This window comes from Catellatospora bangladeshensis (genome assembly GCF_016862575.1).
In the GTDB taxonomy this organism is placed as follows: Bacteria; Actinomycetota; Actinomycetes; order Mycobacteriales; family Micromonosporaceae; genus Catellatospora; species Catellatospora bangladeshensis.
The window spans coordinates 1-19392 of sequence record NZ_BONF01000049.1 but is presented as its reverse complement, the minus strand read 5'-3'; the positions used below and the strand labels follow the sequence as shown (position 1 = coordinate 19392).

Annotated in this window: 15 protein-coding genes; 6 read left to right on the top strand and 9 right to left on the bottom strand. The window is 73.5% G+C overall.

All coding sequences use genetic code 11. The features are described 5' to 3' along the window. Positions 1-11 precede the first annotated feature (11 nt). The 3 genes from Cba03nite_RS34545 to Cba03nite_RS34535 form a co-directional block, all read right to left on the bottom strand. Positions 12-1382, bottom strand: coding sequence for a condensation domain-containing protein (locus Cba03nite_RS34545; protein WP_203755752.1), 1371 nt, complete (start codon positions 1380-1382; stop codon positions 12-14). Next, positions 1379-3130 carry a non-ribosomal peptide synthetase gene (locus Cba03nite_RS34540; RefSeq protein WP_203755751.1) on the bottom strand — a complete coding sequence of 584 codons (1752 nt, stop codon included), beginning with the start codon at positions 3128-3130 and terminating at the stop codon, positions 1379-1381. Before Cba03nite_RS34540 ends, Cba03nite_RS34545 begins: the two co-directional genes overlap by 4 nt. Before the next feature lie 266 nt (positions 3131-3396). Then, positions 3397-3606: an MbtH family protein gene (locus Cba03nite_RS34535; protein ID WP_203755748.1), complete on the bottom strand. Its 210-nt coding sequence runs from the start codon at positions 3604-3606 to the stop codon at positions 3397-3399. 143 nt (positions 3607-3749) lie between these two features. Here Cba03nite_RS34535 and Cba03nite_RS34530 point away from each other — a divergent pair, with 143 nt between their 5' ends. From Cba03nite_RS34530 to Cba03nite_RS34520, 3 genes are read left to right on the top strand one after another with little or no spacing between them, the layout of a single operon-like run. Further along, entirely contained in the window at positions 3750-4565 is an 816-nt protein-coding gene (locus Cba03nite_RS34530) for a class I SAM-dependent methyltransferase (RefSeq protein ID WP_203755744.1), read from the top strand. A gap of 34 nt (positions 4566-4599) precedes the next feature. Then, positions 4600-5604, top strand: coding sequence for a TauD/TfdA family dioxygenase (locus Cba03nite_RS34525; protein WP_203755743.1), 1005 nt, complete (start codon positions 4600-4602; stop codon positions 5602-5604). Between the two features lie 34 nt (positions 5605-5638). After that, a complete protein-coding gene (locus Cba03nite_RS34520; RefSeq protein WP_203755737.1) occupies positions 5639-6430 on the top strand; it encodes a mycofactocin-coupled SDR family oxidoreductase in 792 nt (263 codons plus the stop codon). A 23-nt stretch (positions 6431-6453) separates the two neighbouring features. On the opposite strand, the gene Cba03nite_RS34515 is transcribed toward Cba03nite_RS34520, so the two are convergent. Next, positions 6454-7269, bottom strand: coding sequence for a PIG-L family deacetylase (locus tag Cba03nite_RS34515; protein ID WP_203755734.1), 816 nt, complete (start codon positions 7267-7269; stop codon positions 6454-6456). Between the two features lie 54 nt (positions 7270-7323). Continuing rightward, positions 7324-8409 (bottom strand): class I SAM-dependent methyltransferase, encoded by a 1086-nt coding sequence (locus Cba03nite_RS34510; RefSeq protein WP_203755731.1) that lies wholly within the window; start codon positions 8407-8409, stop codon positions 7324-7326. Positions 8410-8530: 121 nt separating this feature from the next. Between Cba03nite_RS34510 and Cba03nite_RS34505 the strand changes: the two genes are divergently transcribed. Continuing rightward, positions 8531-11632, top strand: a complete 3102-nt coding sequence (locus tag Cba03nite_RS34505) for an AfsR/SARP family transcriptional regulator (RefSeq protein ID WP_203755728.1) — start codon at positions 8531-8533, stop codon at positions 11630-11632. Here Cba03nite_RS34505 and Cba03nite_RS34500 read toward each other — a convergent pair. From Cba03nite_RS34500 to Cba03nite_RS34485, 4 genes are all read right to left on the bottom strand, one after another. Beyond that, on the bottom strand, positions 11595-12377 hold the full coding sequence (locus Cba03nite_RS34500) for a GNAT family N-acetyltransferase (RefSeq protein WP_203755725.1): 783 nt from the start codon (positions 12375-12377) through the stop codon (positions 11595-11597). The two genes, Cba03nite_RS34505 and Cba03nite_RS34500, sit on opposite strands and share 38 nt — an antisense overlap. Before the next feature lie 13 nt (positions 12378-12390). Further along, positions 12391-13863, bottom strand: a complete 1473-nt coding sequence (locus tag Cba03nite_RS34495; RefSeq protein ID WP_203755722.1) for a hypothetical protein — start codon at positions 13861-13863, stop codon at positions 12391-12393. A gap of 175 nt (positions 13864-14038) precedes the next feature. Then, on the bottom strand, positions 14039-14938 hold the full coding sequence (locus Cba03nite_RS34490; protein WP_203755719.1) for an alpha/beta hydrolase family protein: 900 nt from the start codon (positions 14936-14938) through the stop codon (positions 14039-14041). 95 nt (positions 14939-15033) lie between these two features. Then, positions 15034-15798: an enoyl-CoA hydratase family protein gene (locus Cba03nite_RS34485; RefSeq protein WP_203755717.1), complete on the bottom strand. Its 765-nt coding sequence runs from the start codon at positions 15796-15798 to the stop codon at positions 15034-15036. A gap of 145 nt (positions 15799-15943) precedes the next feature. On the opposite strand from Cba03nite_RS34485, the gene Cba03nite_RS34480 reads away from it, so the two are divergent. Continuing rightward, positions 15944-17449 (top strand): succinic semialdehyde dehydrogenase, encoded by a 1506-nt coding sequence (locus tag Cba03nite_RS34480; protein WP_203755714.1) that lies wholly within the window; start codon positions 15944-15946, stop codon positions 17447-17449. A gap of 20 nt (positions 17450-17469) precedes the next feature. Further along, the gene (locus Cba03nite_RS34475) at positions 17470-19176 is read left to right on the top strand and encodes an AMP-binding protein (RefSeq protein WP_203755711.1); all 1707 of its coding nucleotides are present in this window, start codon (positions 17470-17472) and stop codon (positions 19174-19176) included. The last annotated feature ends 216 nt before the right edge of the window (positions 19177-19392 follow it).

The window sequence follows — 19392 nt, the reverse complement described above, 5'->3', positions numbered from 1 at the left end:
GGTCGGCCGGCTCATCCCGCGCGGACGCCGCCGGGGCGGGACAGGATCTCGGTCAGGCCGAGCGAGTCCATCGCCGCGTCGGGCCGCTCCAGCAGCGCCGCCAGCATCTCCTCGTACGCGGCGCAGTAGCCGCGCGCCAGCTCGCGCGAGTACGTACGCAGCGCGAACTGCCAGTCCAGCGCGATGCCCGGCGCGGCGATCTCGCAGATCACGGTGACGTCGAACGGTCCCTGCGAGGTGCGCATCACCCGCTCCGACAGGCTGCCCTCGCCCAGCGTCAGGCCGCCGAGGGCACCGGCCGAGAACGCCGTCCGCACCAGGCCGGTGCCGGGCTCGCCGCCGTGGCCCAGGGCGTCGGTCACCTGGCTGAAGGGCACGTCCTGGCAGTCGATGGCGTCCAGCAGATCGAGCGACACCTCGGCCAGCGCCTCGGTGAAGGTGCCGGACAGGTCGATCCGCGACCGGTGCACGACCATGTTGGTGAGCATCCCGACGGTGCGGGCGAACCTCGGGGTGCGGCTGCTCGTCGCGGTGCCCACCGACACGTCGCCGTCGCCCGTGGCGGCCGCGATCATGACGCTCATCGTGCCGAGCAGGACGGCGAACGGGGTCGCCCCGGCCCGCCGCGCGTACGCCAGGACCGCGTCGGCCAGCCCGCTGTCGAGTGTCCTGGACACCGCACAGGTGTCCAGCGGCACCCCGTCGCTCGCGGCGGCGCGGGAGTCTCCGGGCAGCGCGCTGCCGGCGGCCCCGGCGAGGCGTTCGGTCCAGTACGCCAGGTCCTCACCGGACGCCTGCCCGGCGAGCGCGGCGAGCTGCTCCGTCACGAAGGCGCCGTACCCCGGCGGGGCCGGGGCGAGCTCGGGCGTGACCCCCTGCCGCGCCGCGCGGTAGAGCTCGCCGAACTCGCCGAGCAGGATCGCCATCGAGGTGCCGTCGCAGACGATCTGGTGCGCCGCCATGACCAGCGCCGTGCGGGTGTCCGACAGCAGGATCGCGGTGAGCCGGATCGGGGGCCGCGCCGACAGGTCGAAGGGCGTGTTCGCCGCGGTGTCGATGGCGGCCTCCAGCCGCTGCGCCCGCGCCGCGGCGGACAGCTCCCGCAGATCGAGCACCTCGACCGGCACGTGCGCCGGATCGCGGCTGACGAGCTGCACGACGCCGGAGTCCCCCTCGCGGAAGGTGGTGCGCAGGGACTCGTGGCGGCGCGCGGTCTCGTCGAGGGCGTACGTGACGGCTTCGACGTCGAAGTCGCCGTCGAAGAAGTAGACCTCCGGCATGATGTACGCGGGGCTGTCGCGGTTGTTCCGCCAGAACCGCCAGATCTGCTGCTGCAGCGGGCCGAGCGGGAAGGTTCGCGTCAGCGCATCCGTGTTCGTCATCCCCGGTTGACGGTCCCGATGAGCTTGCACAGGTTGCGCGTGGTGCGTGCCTGGAAGAAGTCACGCAGCCGCACCCGCACGCCGAGCTCCTCGCGGATCTGCGCCAGGATGTTCAGCGAATCCAGCGAGGTGAGGCCGAGCGAGAACAGCTCGTCGTCGATGGAGCAGGGCGCGTCGAGCGTCTTGCGCACGATCGCGATCACCGTCCGCTCGACGTCGGTCAGGTCGGACTCGTCCTCCGCCACTTCGGCCTCCGCAGGTTTCACCAGTCGCGCCAGCGCTGCCACATCCACCTTGCCGCGTTCGGTCACCGGCAGGGCGTCCACCCGCCGGACCAGGACCGGCACCGCGTAGCTCGGCAGCTCGCCCGCGAGGTGCTCGCGGATGCCCGCCTCGGCCTCGGGTCCGTCCGCGCCGGCCCCGACGTAACAGGCGACCAGCAGCGGATGGGCGGAGTCACGGTGCACGAAGGCGACCGACTGGGTGACGGCCGGGTGCCGGTTCAGGACGGACGAGATCTCGCTCAGCTCGATCCGGCGGCCACCGATCTTGACCTGGTCGTCCGTTCGCCCGAGGAAGCTGTACCCGCCCTGCGGGAGCTTCTTGCCGAGGTCGCCGGTCCGGAACATCCGGGACCCGGGCGGGCCGGACGGGTCCGGCACGAACCGCTCGGCGGTCAGGGCCGGATCGTGCAGGTATCCCCGGGCGACGCCTGCCCCGCCCACGTACAGGTAGGCCGGCTGACCATCGGCCGCCGGGGCGAAACCGGCGTCCTGGTACAGGCTGATCCGCGCGCCGGGCACGCCTTCGCCGATCGGCGCCTCGAGGAAGCCGTCGTTGAGCAGCCTTCCCCCGGTCGCCGCGACCGTCGTCTCCGTGGGGCCGTACTGCACCACCACGGCGCAGCGGTCCGAGGCCAGCCTGCGGACGACGCCGTTGGGCACCGCCTCGCCGCCGATGAAGGCGAGCCGCACGGCGGAGTCAGCGGGCACGAACCCGGCGCTCAGCACCCCGGAGTACCAGGAGGGAACGCCGCTGAGGACGGTGACGCGGTGCGCGGCGATGCAGTCGATGTGGTCCTGCCACGAGCCTTCCGTCAGGTCCGGCGCGACGACGAGCTCGGCGCCCGCCGCGAGCAGCAGGACCGGCCGCAGCGACGCGTCGAACGACAGGTCGGCCGACAGCAGCACCCGCAGGTCGCCGTCGCCGTGGACGTCCGGCTGCGCGAGCAGGTCGAGCAGATACCTGGCGTAGTTGTGCATCGATCCGAATTCGACGCCGACGGCGAGGGGTGTGCCGGTCGAACCGGACGTGTGGATGACGTAGGCGAGATTCCGCTCGGTCGCGCCGCCGTCGTTCGCGCGCTCGGGAGCCGCGGCCGTCCGCCTGACCCGGAGCCCGGCCTCACCCGGCATGCCGGGGTGCGCGCCGGCCTCCGCCGACTCCTCCAGCACGACCGTGGCCGATCTGTCGATCACCAGCCGGCGCCTTGCCTCCGGCCACTTCGCGTCGACGGGCATGTAGGCCGCGCCGCACATCCAGACGGCGAGCATCGCGATGATCGGATTGCCGCCGCGCGGCAACACCGTGGCCACCACGTCTTCCGGGCCGACCCCGTGCGCGCGCAGGAGATCGCGCAGGCCGGTCGCGGCCGCGGTCAGGCCGGCGTAGTCGAGCGTGGCCTCGCCGGCGCGCAGCGCAGATCGGTGCGGCTCGCGTGCGGCGATGTCGTTGATACGATCGGTCAAGATCATTTCAGTCACGAGGGCAGGCCTCTCCCAGATCGAGTGATGTCCTTGTTGGCAAGGCCGCGGACCGTCTCTCCGTGACGAACGGACCAGGTCTGCGTGAGCCTTCATTCGGCAAAAGACATTCCAGGCGAATGTTCGAGCCGCCTCCCCCGCGTCTCCTCGTCACCATCGATACCTTTCACGACGATCAAGGGTCGAGTCAAGGGGTGCATCGGCGTTCGCCACCCCGGCCGCCCGCATCACCGCATCGGCGGAAGGCCGGGCTAGCGGGCGTCCATCGACTGCCGCAGGCTCTTGGGCCGCATGTCGGTCCAGACCTCGGCGATGTGGTCCAGGCACTCGCTCTTGCTGCCCTTCTTGCCGGCCTCGCGCCAGCCCGCCGGCAGCGAGCTGCCGTCGACCCAGATCGAGTACTGCTCCTCATCGTTGACTACGACCGAATACGCCCGGTTGTCTTCATTCTCGTCGCTCACAGCTCGCCCCTCGTGTGATCTAGTCGATCGATGCAGCCTAGTACCCGGTGCCGCATCGGGTCGACCGTCGGCATCGGATCCACGTCCGGGTAGGTGAATCACGGGGCATGGTGGATGCCAGGTCCGGATAGTAGGGTTCGCCCATGGCGGAGCCGCACGCGATCACCATCGACGAGATGTACAGCCTCAGGAACGTCGATGCGGTCGACCGGGCGCTCAATCGCAGCTACCAACCGCGGCGCAGTGGCCTGATGTTCGCCGTCCTCGACGATCTCGAGGTCGGGCCGGACGATCTCGTGCTCGACATCGGCGGGCGGGAGGCGTCGCACTCGTTCGCGCTCGTCCAGATGTTCGGCTGCCGTGTCGTCTCGGTGGATCCGCTGGAAAGCAACAACGCCCGCGCGCGGGCGGCCGTCGCCGAGCACCCGCTGGGATCGCGGGTGTCGATCCGGCCCGGCGTCATGGAGGACATCCCGGCAGCTGACGGCGAGTTCGACCTCATCTTCAGCCACGACATGTTCTTCCAGGTGGTGGATGCCGACCGGGCGCTCGCCGACAGTCATCGGGTGCTCAAGCCCGGCGGGCGCCTGGTGCTGTACCAGACGTTCGCCACCGACCGGCTCGAGCCGCGTGAGCGTGACCAGCTCTTCACCGACCTCGCGGTCGTGCCCGAGCGCATGTCGCCGGAGGACTTCGAGAAGCGGGCCCAGGCGGCCGGCTTCCACCTCGAACTGACCGACGTCGTCGGCTCCGAGCTGCGTGAGGCGTTCGAGGAGGACGGGATCAACCTGACGTCCCGCCAGCTTCTGTACGCGGCACGGCTGCTGCGCAAGTCCGAGCAGCTGCGCGCCGAGCTGGGCGACATCGACTACCGCGTGGAGCTGGGCAACGCGCTCTGGGGCGTCTACCAGATGATCGGAAAGCTGGAACCTCGGATCTACGTGCTTCGCAGATCCTGAGCGCCGAATCCAAACGAGAGCGGGGATGGAAGCGATGAGTGAGCCTCTGCGTATCCGGACCGACGGCACGGCACCGCCGACGATCGACCTCGATACGGTCTCCCACCACGGAATCCAGGCGACGATGGACTGGATCGCCGAGCACCGGTCCCCGCTCGACGCCGCGCTGAGCGAGCACGGAGCGCTGTATCTCGCGGGAGCCGGCATCGCGAGCCGCGAGGACTTCGCCGCCGTCCGTGACGTCGTGTTCGACCAGCCCGCGGCCTACCACGAGAAGGCGACACCGCGCACCGACTTCGGCTCGGGCGTCTACTCGTCCACCGATCTGCCACCGGCGCAGAGCATCCGGCAGCACAACGAGAACAGCTACACCCTCAGCTTCCCCGGCAGGCTGCTGTTCGGCTGCGTCACCGCGCCCACGTACGGCGGCGCGACCACGGTGGCCAACGTGCGCTCGGTGCTCGGCGCCCTGCCCGAACGCATCACCGCCCGCATGGCGGAGGCCGGCTGGTGCCTGACCCGCAACTACCAGGCGGCCATCGGCCTGCCGTGGACGACCGCCTTCGGCACCGAGCGCGAGTCGGATGTCGAAGCGTACTGCGCGGCCAACGCCATGAGATGCACCTGGGTCGACGGCGTCCTGCGGACCGAGCAGAACCGCCCCGGCATCATCCGTCATCCGGCCAGCGGCGAACCCGTGTGGTTCAACCACGCCGCGTTCTGGAGCGAGTGGTCGCTGGACCCCGCGATCCGCGACATGCTCATCGACGAGTTCGACCACGACGGCCTGCCGTTCGCCACGTCCTACGGGGACGGCGCGGCGCTGACCGAAGCCGACGTCGCCGAAATCAACTCGGCCTACGACCGGATGACCCGGCGGCGCCCGTGGACCCGGGGAGACCTGCTCCTCGTGGACAACGTGATGTCCTCGCACGGCCGCGACTCCTTCTCCGGTGCCCGTGACATCGTCGTGGCGATGGGCGACCCGGTGACGCTGGCCGACTGCGTACCCCAGGGTTCCGCGGTGCTCATCCGATGACGCCGGTATGCCGCGCGGAAACACCGGCGGCGGTATGAGTGCCCGGGTCGCGCTCGTCACCGGGGCCGCGCGCGGCATCGGCGCCGCCACGGTGCTGAAGCTGGCCGAGCAGGGCTGGTCGGTGCTCGCGGTCGACCTCGGCGGGCAGGACCCGGCGCTGCCGTACGCCATGGCCACCGCGGACGAGCTGGCCGCGGTGGTGGACCGGGCCGCCGCGCACGGCCCGGTGCGCGGTCACCTCGCCGACGTGCGCGACCTCGCCGCGCTCACCGCCGCGGTCGCGGAGGCCGAGCAGCGATGGGGCGGCCTGGATGCGGCGATCGCCGCAGCCGGGGTGATCGCGGGCGGCGTCCCGATGTGGGAGGTGCCCGTCGCGCAGGAGGACGCCGTGCTCGACGTCGACCTGCGCGGGGTGCTCAACCTCGCGCGGGCCGCGATTCCGGCCATGCTGCGCCGCCCCGAGCCGCGGTCCGGTCGCTTCCTCGCGGTGGCCTCGGCTGCGGCCACGCGTGGGCTCCCGATGCTCGCGGCCTACTGCGCGGCGAAGGCGGGGGTCGCCGGGTTCGTCCGCGCGCTCGGCAGCGAGCTGGGCGGGTCGGGGGTGACCGCCAACGCGGTCAGCCCGGGTTCGACGGACACGCCGATCCTGGCCGAGAGCGCCCGGCTGTACGGGCTGCCCGACGCGGAGCGGTTCGCCGCCCAGCAGCCGCTCGGCCGGCTGCTCGACCCGGCCGAGGTCGCCGCGGTCCTCGCGTTCCTGGCCGGGCCGGACAGCAGCGCGATGACCGGCGCGGTCGTCCCGGTCGACGGCGGGCTGGCGCTGTGACCACGGGCATCGGGCCGCCGGTGTCAGCTCCGGCCCGTGGCCGCCCCATGGCGTAGCTGTGCTGTGACCGGCTCGGCGAGGTCACGCGGCGCGGGCCACGCCGACGTCGGGGTCGATCCGGCGACCTCGTCGGCGTCAATGAACGACTCCTCGGCGCACCAGTCCCGCATGGTGTCCTCGCCGAGGACGGCGACCAGCCCGGCGGTCTGGGTGGCCTGCGCGCGCAGCGCGACCAGCTTGCGGTCGGCCGGCGCCGGGCTGAGCGACAGGTGCAGGCTGAGCCGGTCGCGGGGTGTACGGACCGGCAGGCCGCCGACGAAGATGTCGAGCCGCTCGTAGACGGCCTGCCAGCGGTCGAGGAACTCCTGGGTGACGGCGGTGTGCAGCAGCCGCGCGCCGGGTGCGGCAAGCGCGCGGGCCGCGGTGGTCCATCGCGACACCGCCCGGTGGTCGCCGTGCCCGGTGAACCCGTCGGGCGCGAACGTCACGATCGTGTCCGGCCGCACCTCGCCGATCAGCGCGGCGAGCCTGCTCACGACGGGCCTGGCGGGCTGGTCCGCGCAGGCGCCGTCGGGCAGCCCGAGGAAGCGGTGCTCGGTCACCCCGAGCACGGCCAGCGAGGCGCGCAGCTCGTGCGTGCGTACGGCGGCCAGCCGGTCCGGTGGCCACCGGTCCGGATCGGCCGTGCCGTGCTCACCGGCGGTCGCGGTCACGCAGACGACGCGGTTGCCCGCGTCGGCCGCCAGGGCCATCAGGCCGCCGGACAGGTACACCTCGTCGTCCGGGTGGGCCCAGACGCCGAGCACGGTGCCCAGCTCGGCCGCGGAGGATGTGGACATCGGACGCCTTCCCGAGGAGGCGGTGCCGGGCCGGTGGACGGCCCGGCACCGGGTTCAGACGGTGATCTCGTAGAGGATGTTGAACGGGTTGTCGATGTCGACCCGGGTGACCGTGCCGAAGCCGGCCTCGGCGCACAGCCGGCGCGCGGTGTGCTCGTTGAAGCCGCAGGTGCCCAGGCCCGCGCCGTGCTGCGCCAGCGAGGTCGACATGCAGTAGAGGATGCTGACGCCGTAGAAGTAGGCGCCCAGCGGTCCGGTGTTGTCGGGCAGGTGGTGGCTGGCGTTGATGTCCAGGCAGACGTAGCGCCCGTCCGGGCGCAGCGCGGTGCGGATCACCTTGAGCATGCCCAGCGGGTCGGCGGCGTCGTGGATGACGTCGAACGTGGTGATCACGTCGTAGTCGCCCGGGATACCGGTGGACACGTCGCACACCTCGAACCGCACCCGGTCCGCGACGCCCGCCTCCTGCGCGGCGGCCCGTGCCGCCTCGACCGACTCGGGATGGATGTCGAAGCCGGTGTACCGCCCGGCGGGGTAGGCCTGCGCGAGCCGGATGAGGGCCCGGCCGCGGCCGCAGCCGACGTCGGCGACGTCCGCGCCGCGCTCCAGCGCCGCGTGCACCTCGGGCAGCGCGGGCAGCCACACGCCCGGCAGCAGATGGTCGAACCAGCCGTTGGTGAAGCGTTCGAGACCCTGCCACCAGTCGTCCGGGTACGCCGACAGCGGCACGCCGCTGCCGTCCCGGAACGCGTCGGCCACCCGGCCGAGCACCCCGGTGAGCCCGAACAGGGCCTGGTGCAGGCCGCCGAAGTAGGCGGGTCCCGCCTCGGCGAGCACCGGCACGTGCGCGGCGGGCAGGGTGAACCGGCCCGTGTACGGGTCGTGGTCGACGTATCCGTGCGCGGCCATCGAGGACAGCCACTCCTGGACGTAGCGCTCGGACGTGCCCGTGCGTGCGGCCAGTTCCGCGCTGGTAAGCGCCCCGGAGCCGGCCAGGGAACGCCAGAGTCCCAGCCGGTCGCCGAGCATCGCCATCGTGGTGACCATCCAGGCGCTGGTGTCACCCATGACGCGGCCGGCGAAGGCCTCGACCTCCGGCGTGATCGCCTGCGCCGCGACGGGCTTCACTGCGGTAGTCATGATCGGGTCGCCTCCTATAGTGGTTGGTTGTGACGGTGGAACCGACTTCACCGATGCTGGCGGGGCCACCTTGCAGCCGGCTTGCGGCGCGATTGCGGCGTATCCGATCGCGGGCACGGGCATGAACTTCGGCGTCCTGGGGGCGCTGCGGGTGCGCTCCGGCGAGCGCGACGTGGTGATCGGCAGCAGGACGCAGCGGCTGCTGCTCACGGCCCTCATCGCGCGGGCGGGTTCCGTGGTGCCCGCCGACAGCCTGGTCGAGATCATCTGGGGCGACGCCGCCTCGGCGAGTGCTTTGCCGTCTTTGTACACGTATGTCTCGCGGTTGCGCGGGCTGTTGCGTACCGGCGGCGAGGACGTGCTGCTCACCCACCCGCCCGGTTACCTGCTGCAGATCACGCCCGAGCAGACCGACGCGGGCCGGTTCGAGCAGCTGTGCGACCGGGCCCGGCGCGTCGCCGCCGACGACCCCGATCACGCCCTGACCTCCCTGGACGAGGCGCTGGCCCTGTGGCGCGGCCCCGCGTACGCCGAGTTCGCCGACGCGGACTTCGCCCGGCCCGAGGCCACCCGCCTCGCGGAGCTGCGGCTGACCGCGATCGAGCAGCGTTTCGACGCCGGGCTCGCGCTGGGCCGCCACGCCGGCCTGGTCGGCGCGATCGACGCCCACGCCGCCGCGCACCCGCTCCGTGAACGCCCCCGCGAGCAGCAGATGCTGGCCCTGTACCGATGCGGCCGCCAAGCCGAGGCGCTGGCCGTGTTCCGCGCGTTCCGCAGCCACCTCGACGAGGAACTGGGTGTCGAGCCCACGGCCACGCTGCGCGCGCTGGAGGCCTCCGTACTGCGCCAGGACCCCGCCCTCGACTGGACGCCACCGGCCACGCCGCGGCGGCGGGCCTCCCCCGATCCGGAGACCACCCCTGCGCGCGGCCCGCAACTCCTGGGTTTCGGGAGCAACCCACAAGTTGCCGGCGCAGCCGGGAACACCGCCGCCGAGCACGCCGCGGACACGGCCGCAGCAACCGCGTCCGGCCTCGGCACGACACCGGACGGGTCCGCCGCGGTGCCGGTCGAGCTGTCCAGCTTCATCGGGCGCGAGGCCGACCTGTCCGCCGTCGGCGCACAGCTGCGCGAGTGCCGCCTGGTGACGCTCACCGGACCCGGCGGCGTGGGCAAGACCCGCCTGGCCGCCCACGTCGCGGTGGAGCTGAGCGGCGGGTACGCCGACGGCGTGCGCTGGTGCGAGCTGGCCCCCGTAACCGACGGCACCGCGCTCGGCCACGCGCTCGCGGCGGCCGCCGGCGCACGTCAGCAGCCCGGACTGAGCGTCGAGGAGTCGGTCCACGCCTACCTCGCCGCCCGCGAGCTGCTGCTCGTCGTCGACAACTGCGAACACGTGCTCGCCGAGGCCGCGACGCTGATCGCCGCCGTCGTCCGCGCCTGCCCCCGGGTGACGGTGCTGGCCACCAGCCGCACCGGCCTGGGCGTGCCGGGCGAGCGACTCCACCCGGTCGCGCCGCTCGCGGTGCCGGAGACCGGCGCGGCCGAGGCGACCGCGTCCCCGGCCGTGCGGCTGTTCGTGGACCGCGCCCGCGCCGTCCGGCCCGGACTCGACCTGTCCGGGGACAACCTCGCGCACATCGCCGAGGTGTGCCGGCAGCTCGACGGGCTGCCGCTGGCCATCGAGCTGGCCGCGGCCCGGATCCGGTCGCTGAATCCCGCCGACGTAGCGGACCGGCTCATCGACGGGCTGCGGCTGCTCAGCACCACCCGGCCCACCGCCCCTGCGCGGCACCGGACGCTGCGGGCCGTCGTCGACTGGTCCTACGCGCTGCTCAGCCCTGCCGAGCAGCACCTGTTCGACCGCCTGTCGGTGTTCGCGGGCGGGTTCACCCTGGACGCCGCCGAGCGGGTGTGCGGCGAGGCCGACCTGCTCGACGCGCTCGCGGTGCTGGTGGACGGCTCGCTGGTCACCGCCGGGCCGAGCGCCGGGCAGGTGCGCTACTCGATGCTCAGCCTGCTGCGCGCGTACGGGCGGGAGAAGCTCGCCGAACGCGGCGAGCTGCCGCACGCGCACAACGCGCACGCCGCCTACTACGCGGCGGTCGCGCAGGACGTCGGCGCCAGGATCCGGGGCACCGAGGAGGGCGCCTGCGTCGCGCTGCTCGACGCCGAGCTGGGCAACCTGCGGGCGGCGCACCGCTGGGCGGTCGACCGGCACGACACCGACGTCGCGATGCGTATCTCGGCGGGCCTGTACCACTACGTGGTGTACCGCTTCCACGACGAGGTGGTGTCCTGGGGCGAGACCGTGCTCGGCCTGCCGGACGCGCAGCGGCACCCGCTGCACCCGGTGGTCTGCGGCGCGGTCGCGGAAGGACTGACCCTGCGCGGCGACCAGCGGCGCGCCCTGTCCATCGCGGAGCAGGCACTGCACACCGCGTCCGATCCGGACGGGCCGCTGTGCCTGCCGGTCCGCAAGGTGCTGGCGGCGGTGGCGCTCTACGAGGGCCGGCTGGACGACTGCTTCCGCTGGGCGTCCGAGCAGACGCGGCTGGCCCGGCTGCACGGCGACGCCTGGCGCGAGGGCGAGGGCCTGCTGTTCCAGGGCCTGGCGCGCACGTACGCGGGCGACCCGGACGGCGGTCTCGCCATCGCCCGCGAGCAGCTGCGGGTCACCCGGGCCATCGGCAACCCCACCCTGCTGGCCTGGGCCCTGTACAGCGCGGCCGAGGCCCGGTCCGGCAGCGATCCCGCCGAGGCCGCACGGCTCTACGCGGAAGCGGTCGCGCTGGCCTGGTCGGTCGGCGGCGCGTTCACCGCGACCATCGCCGAGGTCGGCCTCGCCGCCCTGCTCACCAGATCCGGGGAGTACACCGCCGCGGCAGGCGCCTTCCGCCGCTGCGTGGACCAGTGGCACCGGCTGCAGATCTGGCACCACCAGTGGACGACCCTGCGCAACCTGGTCCAGCTGCTCGCCCGGACCGGAGCGCACGAGGACGCGGCCGTGCTGCTCGGTGCGCTCGGTGCCGCCGACACCGCCGCTTACGGCTCCGACGCCGCGGACCTGACCGCGGCCGCGAAGACCCTCACGGCAGCGCTGGGCCCGGCGGCGTACCAGGCCGCCGCGGACGCGGGCGCCGCCCTGCCCCGCGACGACATCGTCGCGTTCGCCCTGTCCGCGCTCAGCCGGGCAGGCGCAGGAACAGGTGGGTACGCGTGACCGGCGTGAAGCCGAGCCGCTCGTAGAAGCGCACCGGCCAGTCCTGCGCGTCGGCGACCAGGAACGTGGTCGGGCAGCCCGCCTCCGCCGCCCGCCGCACCCCCTCCGCGAGCAGCGCCCGCGCCAGCCCGCGCCCCCGGTGTCCCGGATCGGTGTACACGTCCTCGACCTGCGCGCAGCCGAACCCGTGGTCGAGATACAGATCCGCGTGGGCCACCACGGCACCCCGGCTGTCGCGCACCCCCAGAAAGACCACCTCATCGGCGCAGGACCGCCGCAGCACCCGCCGATCGGCGAGCTGGTCCGGCACCTCGGCGGGCGCGTCCGGCAGCCGCTGTGCCCACAGTTGCCGGTCGATCGGCCGCAGGTCGTCGAGCGCCAGTTCGCGGACCTGGCCGGAGTCGCCGATCGGCCCGTGCCCGTCCGCGAGCACCATCACGACGTTGACCGAGTGGCTGTACCCGGCCCCGATCAGCTCGTCCGCGACCTGGTCGCCGAGCCGAGCCGAGTGCGCCAGCACGAGTCGGTGTTCGACACCCGTGCCATCCAGGACCGACTCGACCAGACCGGCCACGCCCGCCGGGGCCTCGTCCCCGGTCAGCACGACGAGGTTGTGGTCATAGGAGTAGGGGAAGCTCGGGCACAGCGCCACGAACCCGTGCGGGAACTCGGCCGCCTCCTCCGCCTGCCGACGGACGGCCGCCCGCTGAAAGCCGATGATTCGCGTGAGCGCTTCGTCAACCATCGCTGCCTCTCCTTCACCGATCCTGACGCAGGCACCAGTGCAGCAGCTCGGCCCGGGAGTCCCCGAGCACCGGCCGCGCCTGCTCGATCGCCGCCCGCAGCTCGGCGACCACCTCCGGGGTGAGTTGGCGGTATGCCCTGGGCCCGGGGTTGCGGGGCCACGCGTCCACCTCCGACCTGGCCTGCGCCAGCAGCACCGGGTCCGCCGTGGCCAGCAGCCGCAGGCTCGCCGCCAGCCCGCGCCACACGTCCCGCACCAGCAGCAGCCGGTACGCCGCCCGCCGCACCGGCACCGGGTGCCCGGCACCGAGCAGCTCGTGCAGCGGCTCGCTAATCTCGTGCGCCACGCCGCACAGCGCGCTCGCGGCCTGCGCCACCACCGCGGCGGACGGATCCCGCAGCAGTGGCAGCAACTGCTCAGCGCGTACGGCGTCCAGCGCGACCAGGGCCCGCACGGCGGCGGCGCGGCCCCGGGCCGCGGGGTGGGCCAGCCGGGGCGCGATCAGCTCGGCGTCGGCGGCCGTGCCGGTCTCGCCCAGCCCGGCGATCGCGCCCGGTTCGGGAGCGGCGCGGGCGAGCAGCTCGCGGTAGCACGCGGCCGGATCGTCACCGGCCTTGCCCACGGCGACCTGTGCGACCAGGCGTACCACCGGCGCGGGGTCGGCCAGCGCGGCCCGCGCGACCGCGAGGTCGCCGTCGCGGGCCAGCAGCCGCACCGCCTCCGAGCGGACCAGCGGCAGCCGTGCCGCGAGCAGGCTGCGCGCCACCGACAGGTCGGGCGCGGCGGCGAAGGCGGCGTTCGCGCACACCGTGCGGATCACGTTGTCCGGGTCGTCGAGCGCGGCCGCGACCAGCCGGTCCACGGGCAGCCGCCCCGCGGCCAGCGCGACCCGGTAGGCGTGGCGCCGTACCCGTGGCCGCGCGTCGCTCAGCAGGCGGGTCAGGGCCGGGTCGGGCAGCCGCGTCACCAGGTCGTCGAGGCGTTCGCGCAGCCAGCGCGCCCGTACCCGGTCCCGGATGGCGTCGGCGAGGTCGGCGATGACCAGCAGCCGTTCCGGGTCGATGTCCGGGGTCAGCGACCGCTCGCAGGCGGCACGGGCGGCGTCGCGCACCGGGTCGGCCCAGTCGGCGCTGCGCAGCGCGAGCAGCACGTCGGCCACCGGGTGGTCGTGCGCGCGCAGCCGGGCCACGGCCGCGCCGCGCAGCCGCCCGTTGTGGTGGCAGCCGGCCACGACCAGTTCGAGCAGGTCGGCCCGGCCTTCGGCGACCAGGTCGGTCAGGCCGGGCACGTAGTCCTGCACGTGCCAGCTCTGCGAGCGCAGCGTCGCGTCGAGTGCGGCCCACCATGATCCCGGTGAGGTGGCGAGCGCGAGCAGTGCGCGCGACCGGTCCTCGCCGCGGGCGTCGCGGGTCGTGGCGATCAGCTGGTTGGCCACGTCCCAGCGATCGCCCGGCGCGTCCCCGCCGACGTGCTCCGATGCCTCCATGGTGGCGCCCTCCGTCCTCCGGAGCGCGATCCTGCCAGGTGGCGAGCCTGAGTGGCCAGCCGATAACCGGTTGCCGCGGGTGAGGTGACGCGGCGGAGAGGACCTGGTGCGGCCCTCTCCGCCGTCCGGGGCGGCTCGTGGCCGCCGCCGGGTCGTGGTCTCGCGGGTCAGCCGGTCAGGCGACACCCTCGAAGATGACCTGGGGGTCGCCGGTGGCGGCGCCGCCCCATACCGCGTCGTAGGAGGCGGCGTCGCCGGCCAGGTAGTAGCGGAACCAGTCGGTCAGCACCCGGCGGGTGACGGTGAGCTGCGCAGCCCGGGTGATCGTGCCGCTGTCGCAGAACAGCGACGAGGACTCGATGAAGCCGCAGTGGAAGCCGCCGCGGATGGTGCGCAGCTGCTTGGGCGCAGGCTTGCCGTTGTAGATGGGCCGCTGGTGGCTCGCGATCGGCGCGGTCCCGTCCTTCTCCCCCGCGACCAGCATCATCGGTACGCGTACCGATGCGGCGGCGGTGGCGGCCGACGGGTTGGTCTCGGCGGCGGCGAGGTTGGCCACGGTGGTCACGGCCGGGTTGCGGGAGGCGGCGAGCACGCTGGCGCCGCCGCCCATGGAGTGGCCGGACAGGCCGAGCTTGCCGGTGGTGACGTGCGCGTTGAACCGGGACCCGGCCGTGGTGTCCTGCGCGACGAGCCAGGTGAGCTGGGCGTTGAGGTCGTCGGCGAAGCCGCTGTGGCTGGGCGCGAGCCCGCCCTGCGAGGTGGGCGCGGCCACGATGAAGCCCCAGGACGCCAGGTGGGACATGGTGCCGTAGTACTTGCTGACGCCCTGCAGGAAGCCGTGTCCGAACGCGATCGCCGGGAAGCGCCCGGCCGCGACGGCGGCGTTCTGCCCGGCGGTGGCCGCCGGGTAGTAGATGCGGGCGCTGAACGAGCGGCCGCTGGCGCTGACGGAGGCGTCGACGTATCCGACGGCGTACGAGCCGGGCACGGAGGTGTCGGCCGCGGACGCGGGCGTGCCGAAACCCGTGACGGCGGCGGTGAACAGGGCAAGGACGAGGATCGCTCGCCTGAGCATGGTTGCTCCTCTCATGGGAACCTTGGTTCCCACAGTGGAACACCGTTTCGCCTAGAGAAACAAGTATGCAGATGTGCCAATGTCCCGCGCTGTCGTCACACCGCCCAGGACGGCTTGCCCCGCTGGAGGAACGCCATCATGCCCTCGGCCGCCTCCTCGGTGGCGAACAGCTCGGCCGACAGCGCCGCCATCTCCTCCCCGTACGCGTCGAGCGCCGCGCGCACCTCGCGGGTGGCCAGCCGCTTGCTCGCCGCCAGCCCCTGCGGCGACCCGGCGCGCACGCCGTCGAGCAGCTCCGCCAGCGCCGCGTCCACGTCGGCGGCCGCCACCGTGACCAGCCCGCAGTCCTGCGCCGCCGCGGCGGCGAACACCTCGCCGGTCAGGTAGTAGCGGGCCGCCGCGCGGGCGGTCAGCCGGGGCAGCGTGGTGAGCGAGATGACCGCCGGGGCGACGCCGATGCGCGCCTCGGTGAACGCGTACGACGACGCCAGCCCCGCCACCACGATGTCGCACGCGCCCAGCAGCCCGAGGCCGCCCGCGCGCACGTGCCCGTCGACCCGGGCCAGCACCGGTTTGGGCAGCTCGACCAGCTCGCGCAGCAGGGCCAGCAGCCGCGCGGTGCCCGCCGCCGGGCCGTCGGCGGCCTCGGTCAGGTCGGCGCCGGCGCAGAACACGCGGCCGGTGTGCGCGAGCACGACGGCGCGCACCGCCGGGTCGGCGGCGGCCGTGGCCAGGTGCTCGCGCAGTTCGGTGATCAGGCGCCGGGACAGGGCGTTGCGGTTGTGCGGCGAGTCCAGGGTCAGCGTGGCGACGGCCCGGTCGGCGGTCATGGTCACGTACGGGCGGTCCTGCTCGGACATCGGCGTCCCTCCGGCGGGTGCGGGCGGCCGGTCAACCCTCCCGCCGTGATCCAAAAAAGTCAAGCGTGCTTGATTTATATAGCGCCTGCCTGCGAATACGTGGACGCCTATTGCGATCTTCGGCGAAATCGTTACGGTGCAACGCATGGGCAGCCCGCAACGGCGTGGGGAGGACGTGGTCACCCGCACGCCCTTCACCGGCGAGCCGCTGGCCATCGTCCGGCAGAGCACCACGGCCGACGTCGCCACGGCGTACGCCGACGCGCGCGCCGCCCAGCCCGCCTGGGCCGCCCGGCCGCCCCGCGAGCGCGCCCGGGTGGTGCGCCGCTTCGCCCGCGCGCTGCTGGACCGGCAGGCCGAGATCCTCGACCTGGTCCAGCTGGAGACCGGCAAGGCCAGGACCTACGCGCACGAGGAGGTCCTCGACGCGGCCCTGGTCAGCCTCTACTACGCCCGCCGCGCGCCGAGGCTGCTGCGCCCGCGCCACCGCCGCGGCGCGCTGCCGCTGCTGACCAGGGTCACCGAGGTGCGCCACCCGATCGGCACCGTCGCCGTGATCACCCCGTGGAACTACCCGCTGGCCCTTGCCGTCAGCGACATCGTGCCCGCACTGCTGGCGGGCAACGCCGTGGTGCACAAGCCCGATACGCAGACCGCCCGCACCGCCGCCTGGGCGCGCGACCTGCTGGTGGCGTGCGGCCTGCCCGAGGCGGTGTGGCAGCAGGTCCTCGGTGAGCCCGCCGCCATCGGCGAGGCCCTGCTCGACGGCGCCGACCACATCAGCCTGACCGGCTCCAGCGCGGCCGGGCGCACCGTGGCCGCCCGCGCCGGGCAGCGCCTGGTCGGCTGCTCGCTCGAACTCGGCGGCAAGAACGCCCTGCTGGTACGCGCCGACGCCGACCTGGACCGGGCGGCGCAGGCGGCGGTGCGGGCCTGCTTCGCCAGCGCCGGACAGCTGTGCCTGTCCATCGAGCGCATCATCGTCGACGACACCGTGCACGACGCGTTCCTGGCGCGCTTCCTGCCCCTGGTGCGCGCCCTGCACACCGGCCCGGGGCTGTCGTTCGGACCGGAACTCGGCTCGCTGACCCTGCCTCGCACCATGGACGCCACCCGCCGCCACGTCACCGACGCGCTGGCGCGCGGCGCGACCCTGCTGACCGGTGGCCGTCCCCGGCCCGAGCTGGGGCCGCTGTTCCACGAGCCGACCGTGCTGACCGGGGTCACCCCCGACATGGACGTGTACCGCGAGGAGACGTTCGGGCCCGTCGTGTCCGTCTACGCCGTGTCCGGTGACGACGCGGCCGTCGCGCTGGCCAACGACACCCGGTACGGGCTCAACGCGGCCGTGTTCAGCCGGGACGTGCGCGCGGCGGAGCGGCTGGCCCGGCGGCTGCACGCGGGCACCGTCAACATCAACGAGGGGTACGCGGCGGCGTACGCCTCGCACGACGCGCCCATGGGCGGCATGAAGGCGTCCGGGCTGGGCCGCCGCCACGGCACGGGGGGCTTGCTCGCGTACACCGAGGCGCAGACGATAGCCACGCAGCGGCTGCTGCGCCTCGATCCGCCGCCGTGGCTCGGCCAGGCCCGCCACGCGTGGCTGCTCACCGCGGCGGTCCGGGCGATGCACGCGCTGCGGCTGCACTGACCGGCTCCGGAAAGGACACCGTGCCCGCCTTCCCCTACCGCACCATGTGTGAGGCGTTCCAGGCCACCGCCACGCTGGACCCCGGCGCGATCGCGCTGGGCGCCTACGGCACGGACACCGTGCTGACCTGGCGGGAGTACGCCGACGCGGTGCGGCGTACCGCCGCCGGGCTCGCCGCGCTGGGCGTCGGGCGAGGCGAGGCGGTGGCGCTGATGCTCAGCAACCGGCCCGAGTTCCACGTCGCCGACACCGCGGCGATCCACCTCGGCGCGGTCCCGTTCTCGATCTACAACACGTCCTCCCCCGCGCAGATCGGCTACCTACTGGCCAACGCGCAGGCCAGGGTGGTGATCTGCGAGGAGCAGTACGCCGACCGCGTCCTCGCCTGCGGCGTACCCGTCGAGCACGTGGTCTGCGTGGACGCCCGGCCCGACGGCACGATCACGCTCGACGAGCTGGGCGCGGCCGGCGAACCCGGCTTCGACTTCGACGCCGCGTGGCGCGCGGTGCAGCCCGAGGATCTGCTCACGCTCATCTACACCTCCGGCACCACCGGCCCACCCAAGGGCGTCGAGCTGACCCACGCCAACCTGCTGGCCGAGGCCGCCGCCGTCACCGCGCTGTTCGACCTGCACCGCGGCGACCACGGCCTGTCCTACCTGCCCGCCGCGCACATCGCCGACCGCCTCGCCAGCCACTATCTGCAGATGCTCTACGGCTCCCGGGTCACCTGCCTCGCCGACCTGCGCGAGCTGGCCGGAGCCCTGGCGCAGGTACGCCCGACGTACTGGGCGGCGGTGCCCCGGGTGTTCGAGAAGATGCGCGCTCGCATCCTCGACGCGCTCGCCGACGCACCCGCGCCCCGCCGGGCGATGTTCGGCCTGGCTGTGAAGCTGGCCCGGCGCCGCGGGCGCGGTCCCCTGTCCCGGGTGGGCGCGCTGCTCGCCGACCGGCTGGTGCTGTCGCGGGTGCGGCGGCAGCTCGGCATGGACCGGATGCGCTGGGCGATGTGCGGGGCGGCCGCGCTCAGCGTGCCGGTGCTGGAGTTCTTCCTCGACCTCGGGCTGCCGGTGTGCGAGATCTGGGGCATGTCCGAGACGTGCGGCGCGAGCACCCTCAACCCGCCCGGCGCGATCCGCCCCGGCACCGTCGGCATCGCCGCCCCCGGCGTCGAACTGCGCCTGGCCGACGACGGCGAGCTGCTGGTACGCGGCCCGGTCGTCACGCCCGGCTACTACCGCGACCCGGCGCGCACCGCCGACGCGTTCGAAGACGGCTGGCTGCGCACCGGCGACGTGGCCACCCTGGACGCCGACGGCTACCTGACCATCGTGGACCGCAAGAAAGAGCTGATCATCAACGCGGCGGGCAAGAACATGTCCCCCTCCAACATCGAGGGCGCCGTGAAGGCGGCCTGCCCCCTGCTGTCCGCGATGATCGTGGTCGGCGACGGACGCCCGTACAACGTCGCCCTGCTCGTCCTGGACCCCGAGGCGGTCGCCGCCCACCACGCCCGCGACGGCGCACTCGACCTCGCCGATGCGGTCGCCGCCGGAGTAGCCGCCGGCAACGCCACCCTCTCCCGCGTCGAGCAGATCAAGCGTTACACGATCCTCGACAGCACCTGGTCCCCCGGCGGCGACGAACTCACGCCCACCCTCAAACTCCGCCGCGCCTCAATCCTCCGCAAATACGCCCCGGAGATCGATGCGCTCTACCGCTCGTGATCTCTACTCGGCATGTAACAAGTCGGATATATCCCCCGGATCCCCGCTCAGCTTCGGGGGTGCCGCGGGCATGATCGCGAGTTCGTGTCCAAACCTGCGCTCCAACCTCACATTCCGACACGAACCCGTGATCTTCCCCTCCGCCGACCCCACACCGCGCCACCCGGAGCCGCACCGCCGCGACGATCTTGCGCGAAGTGTTAGGGATTTGCCCGG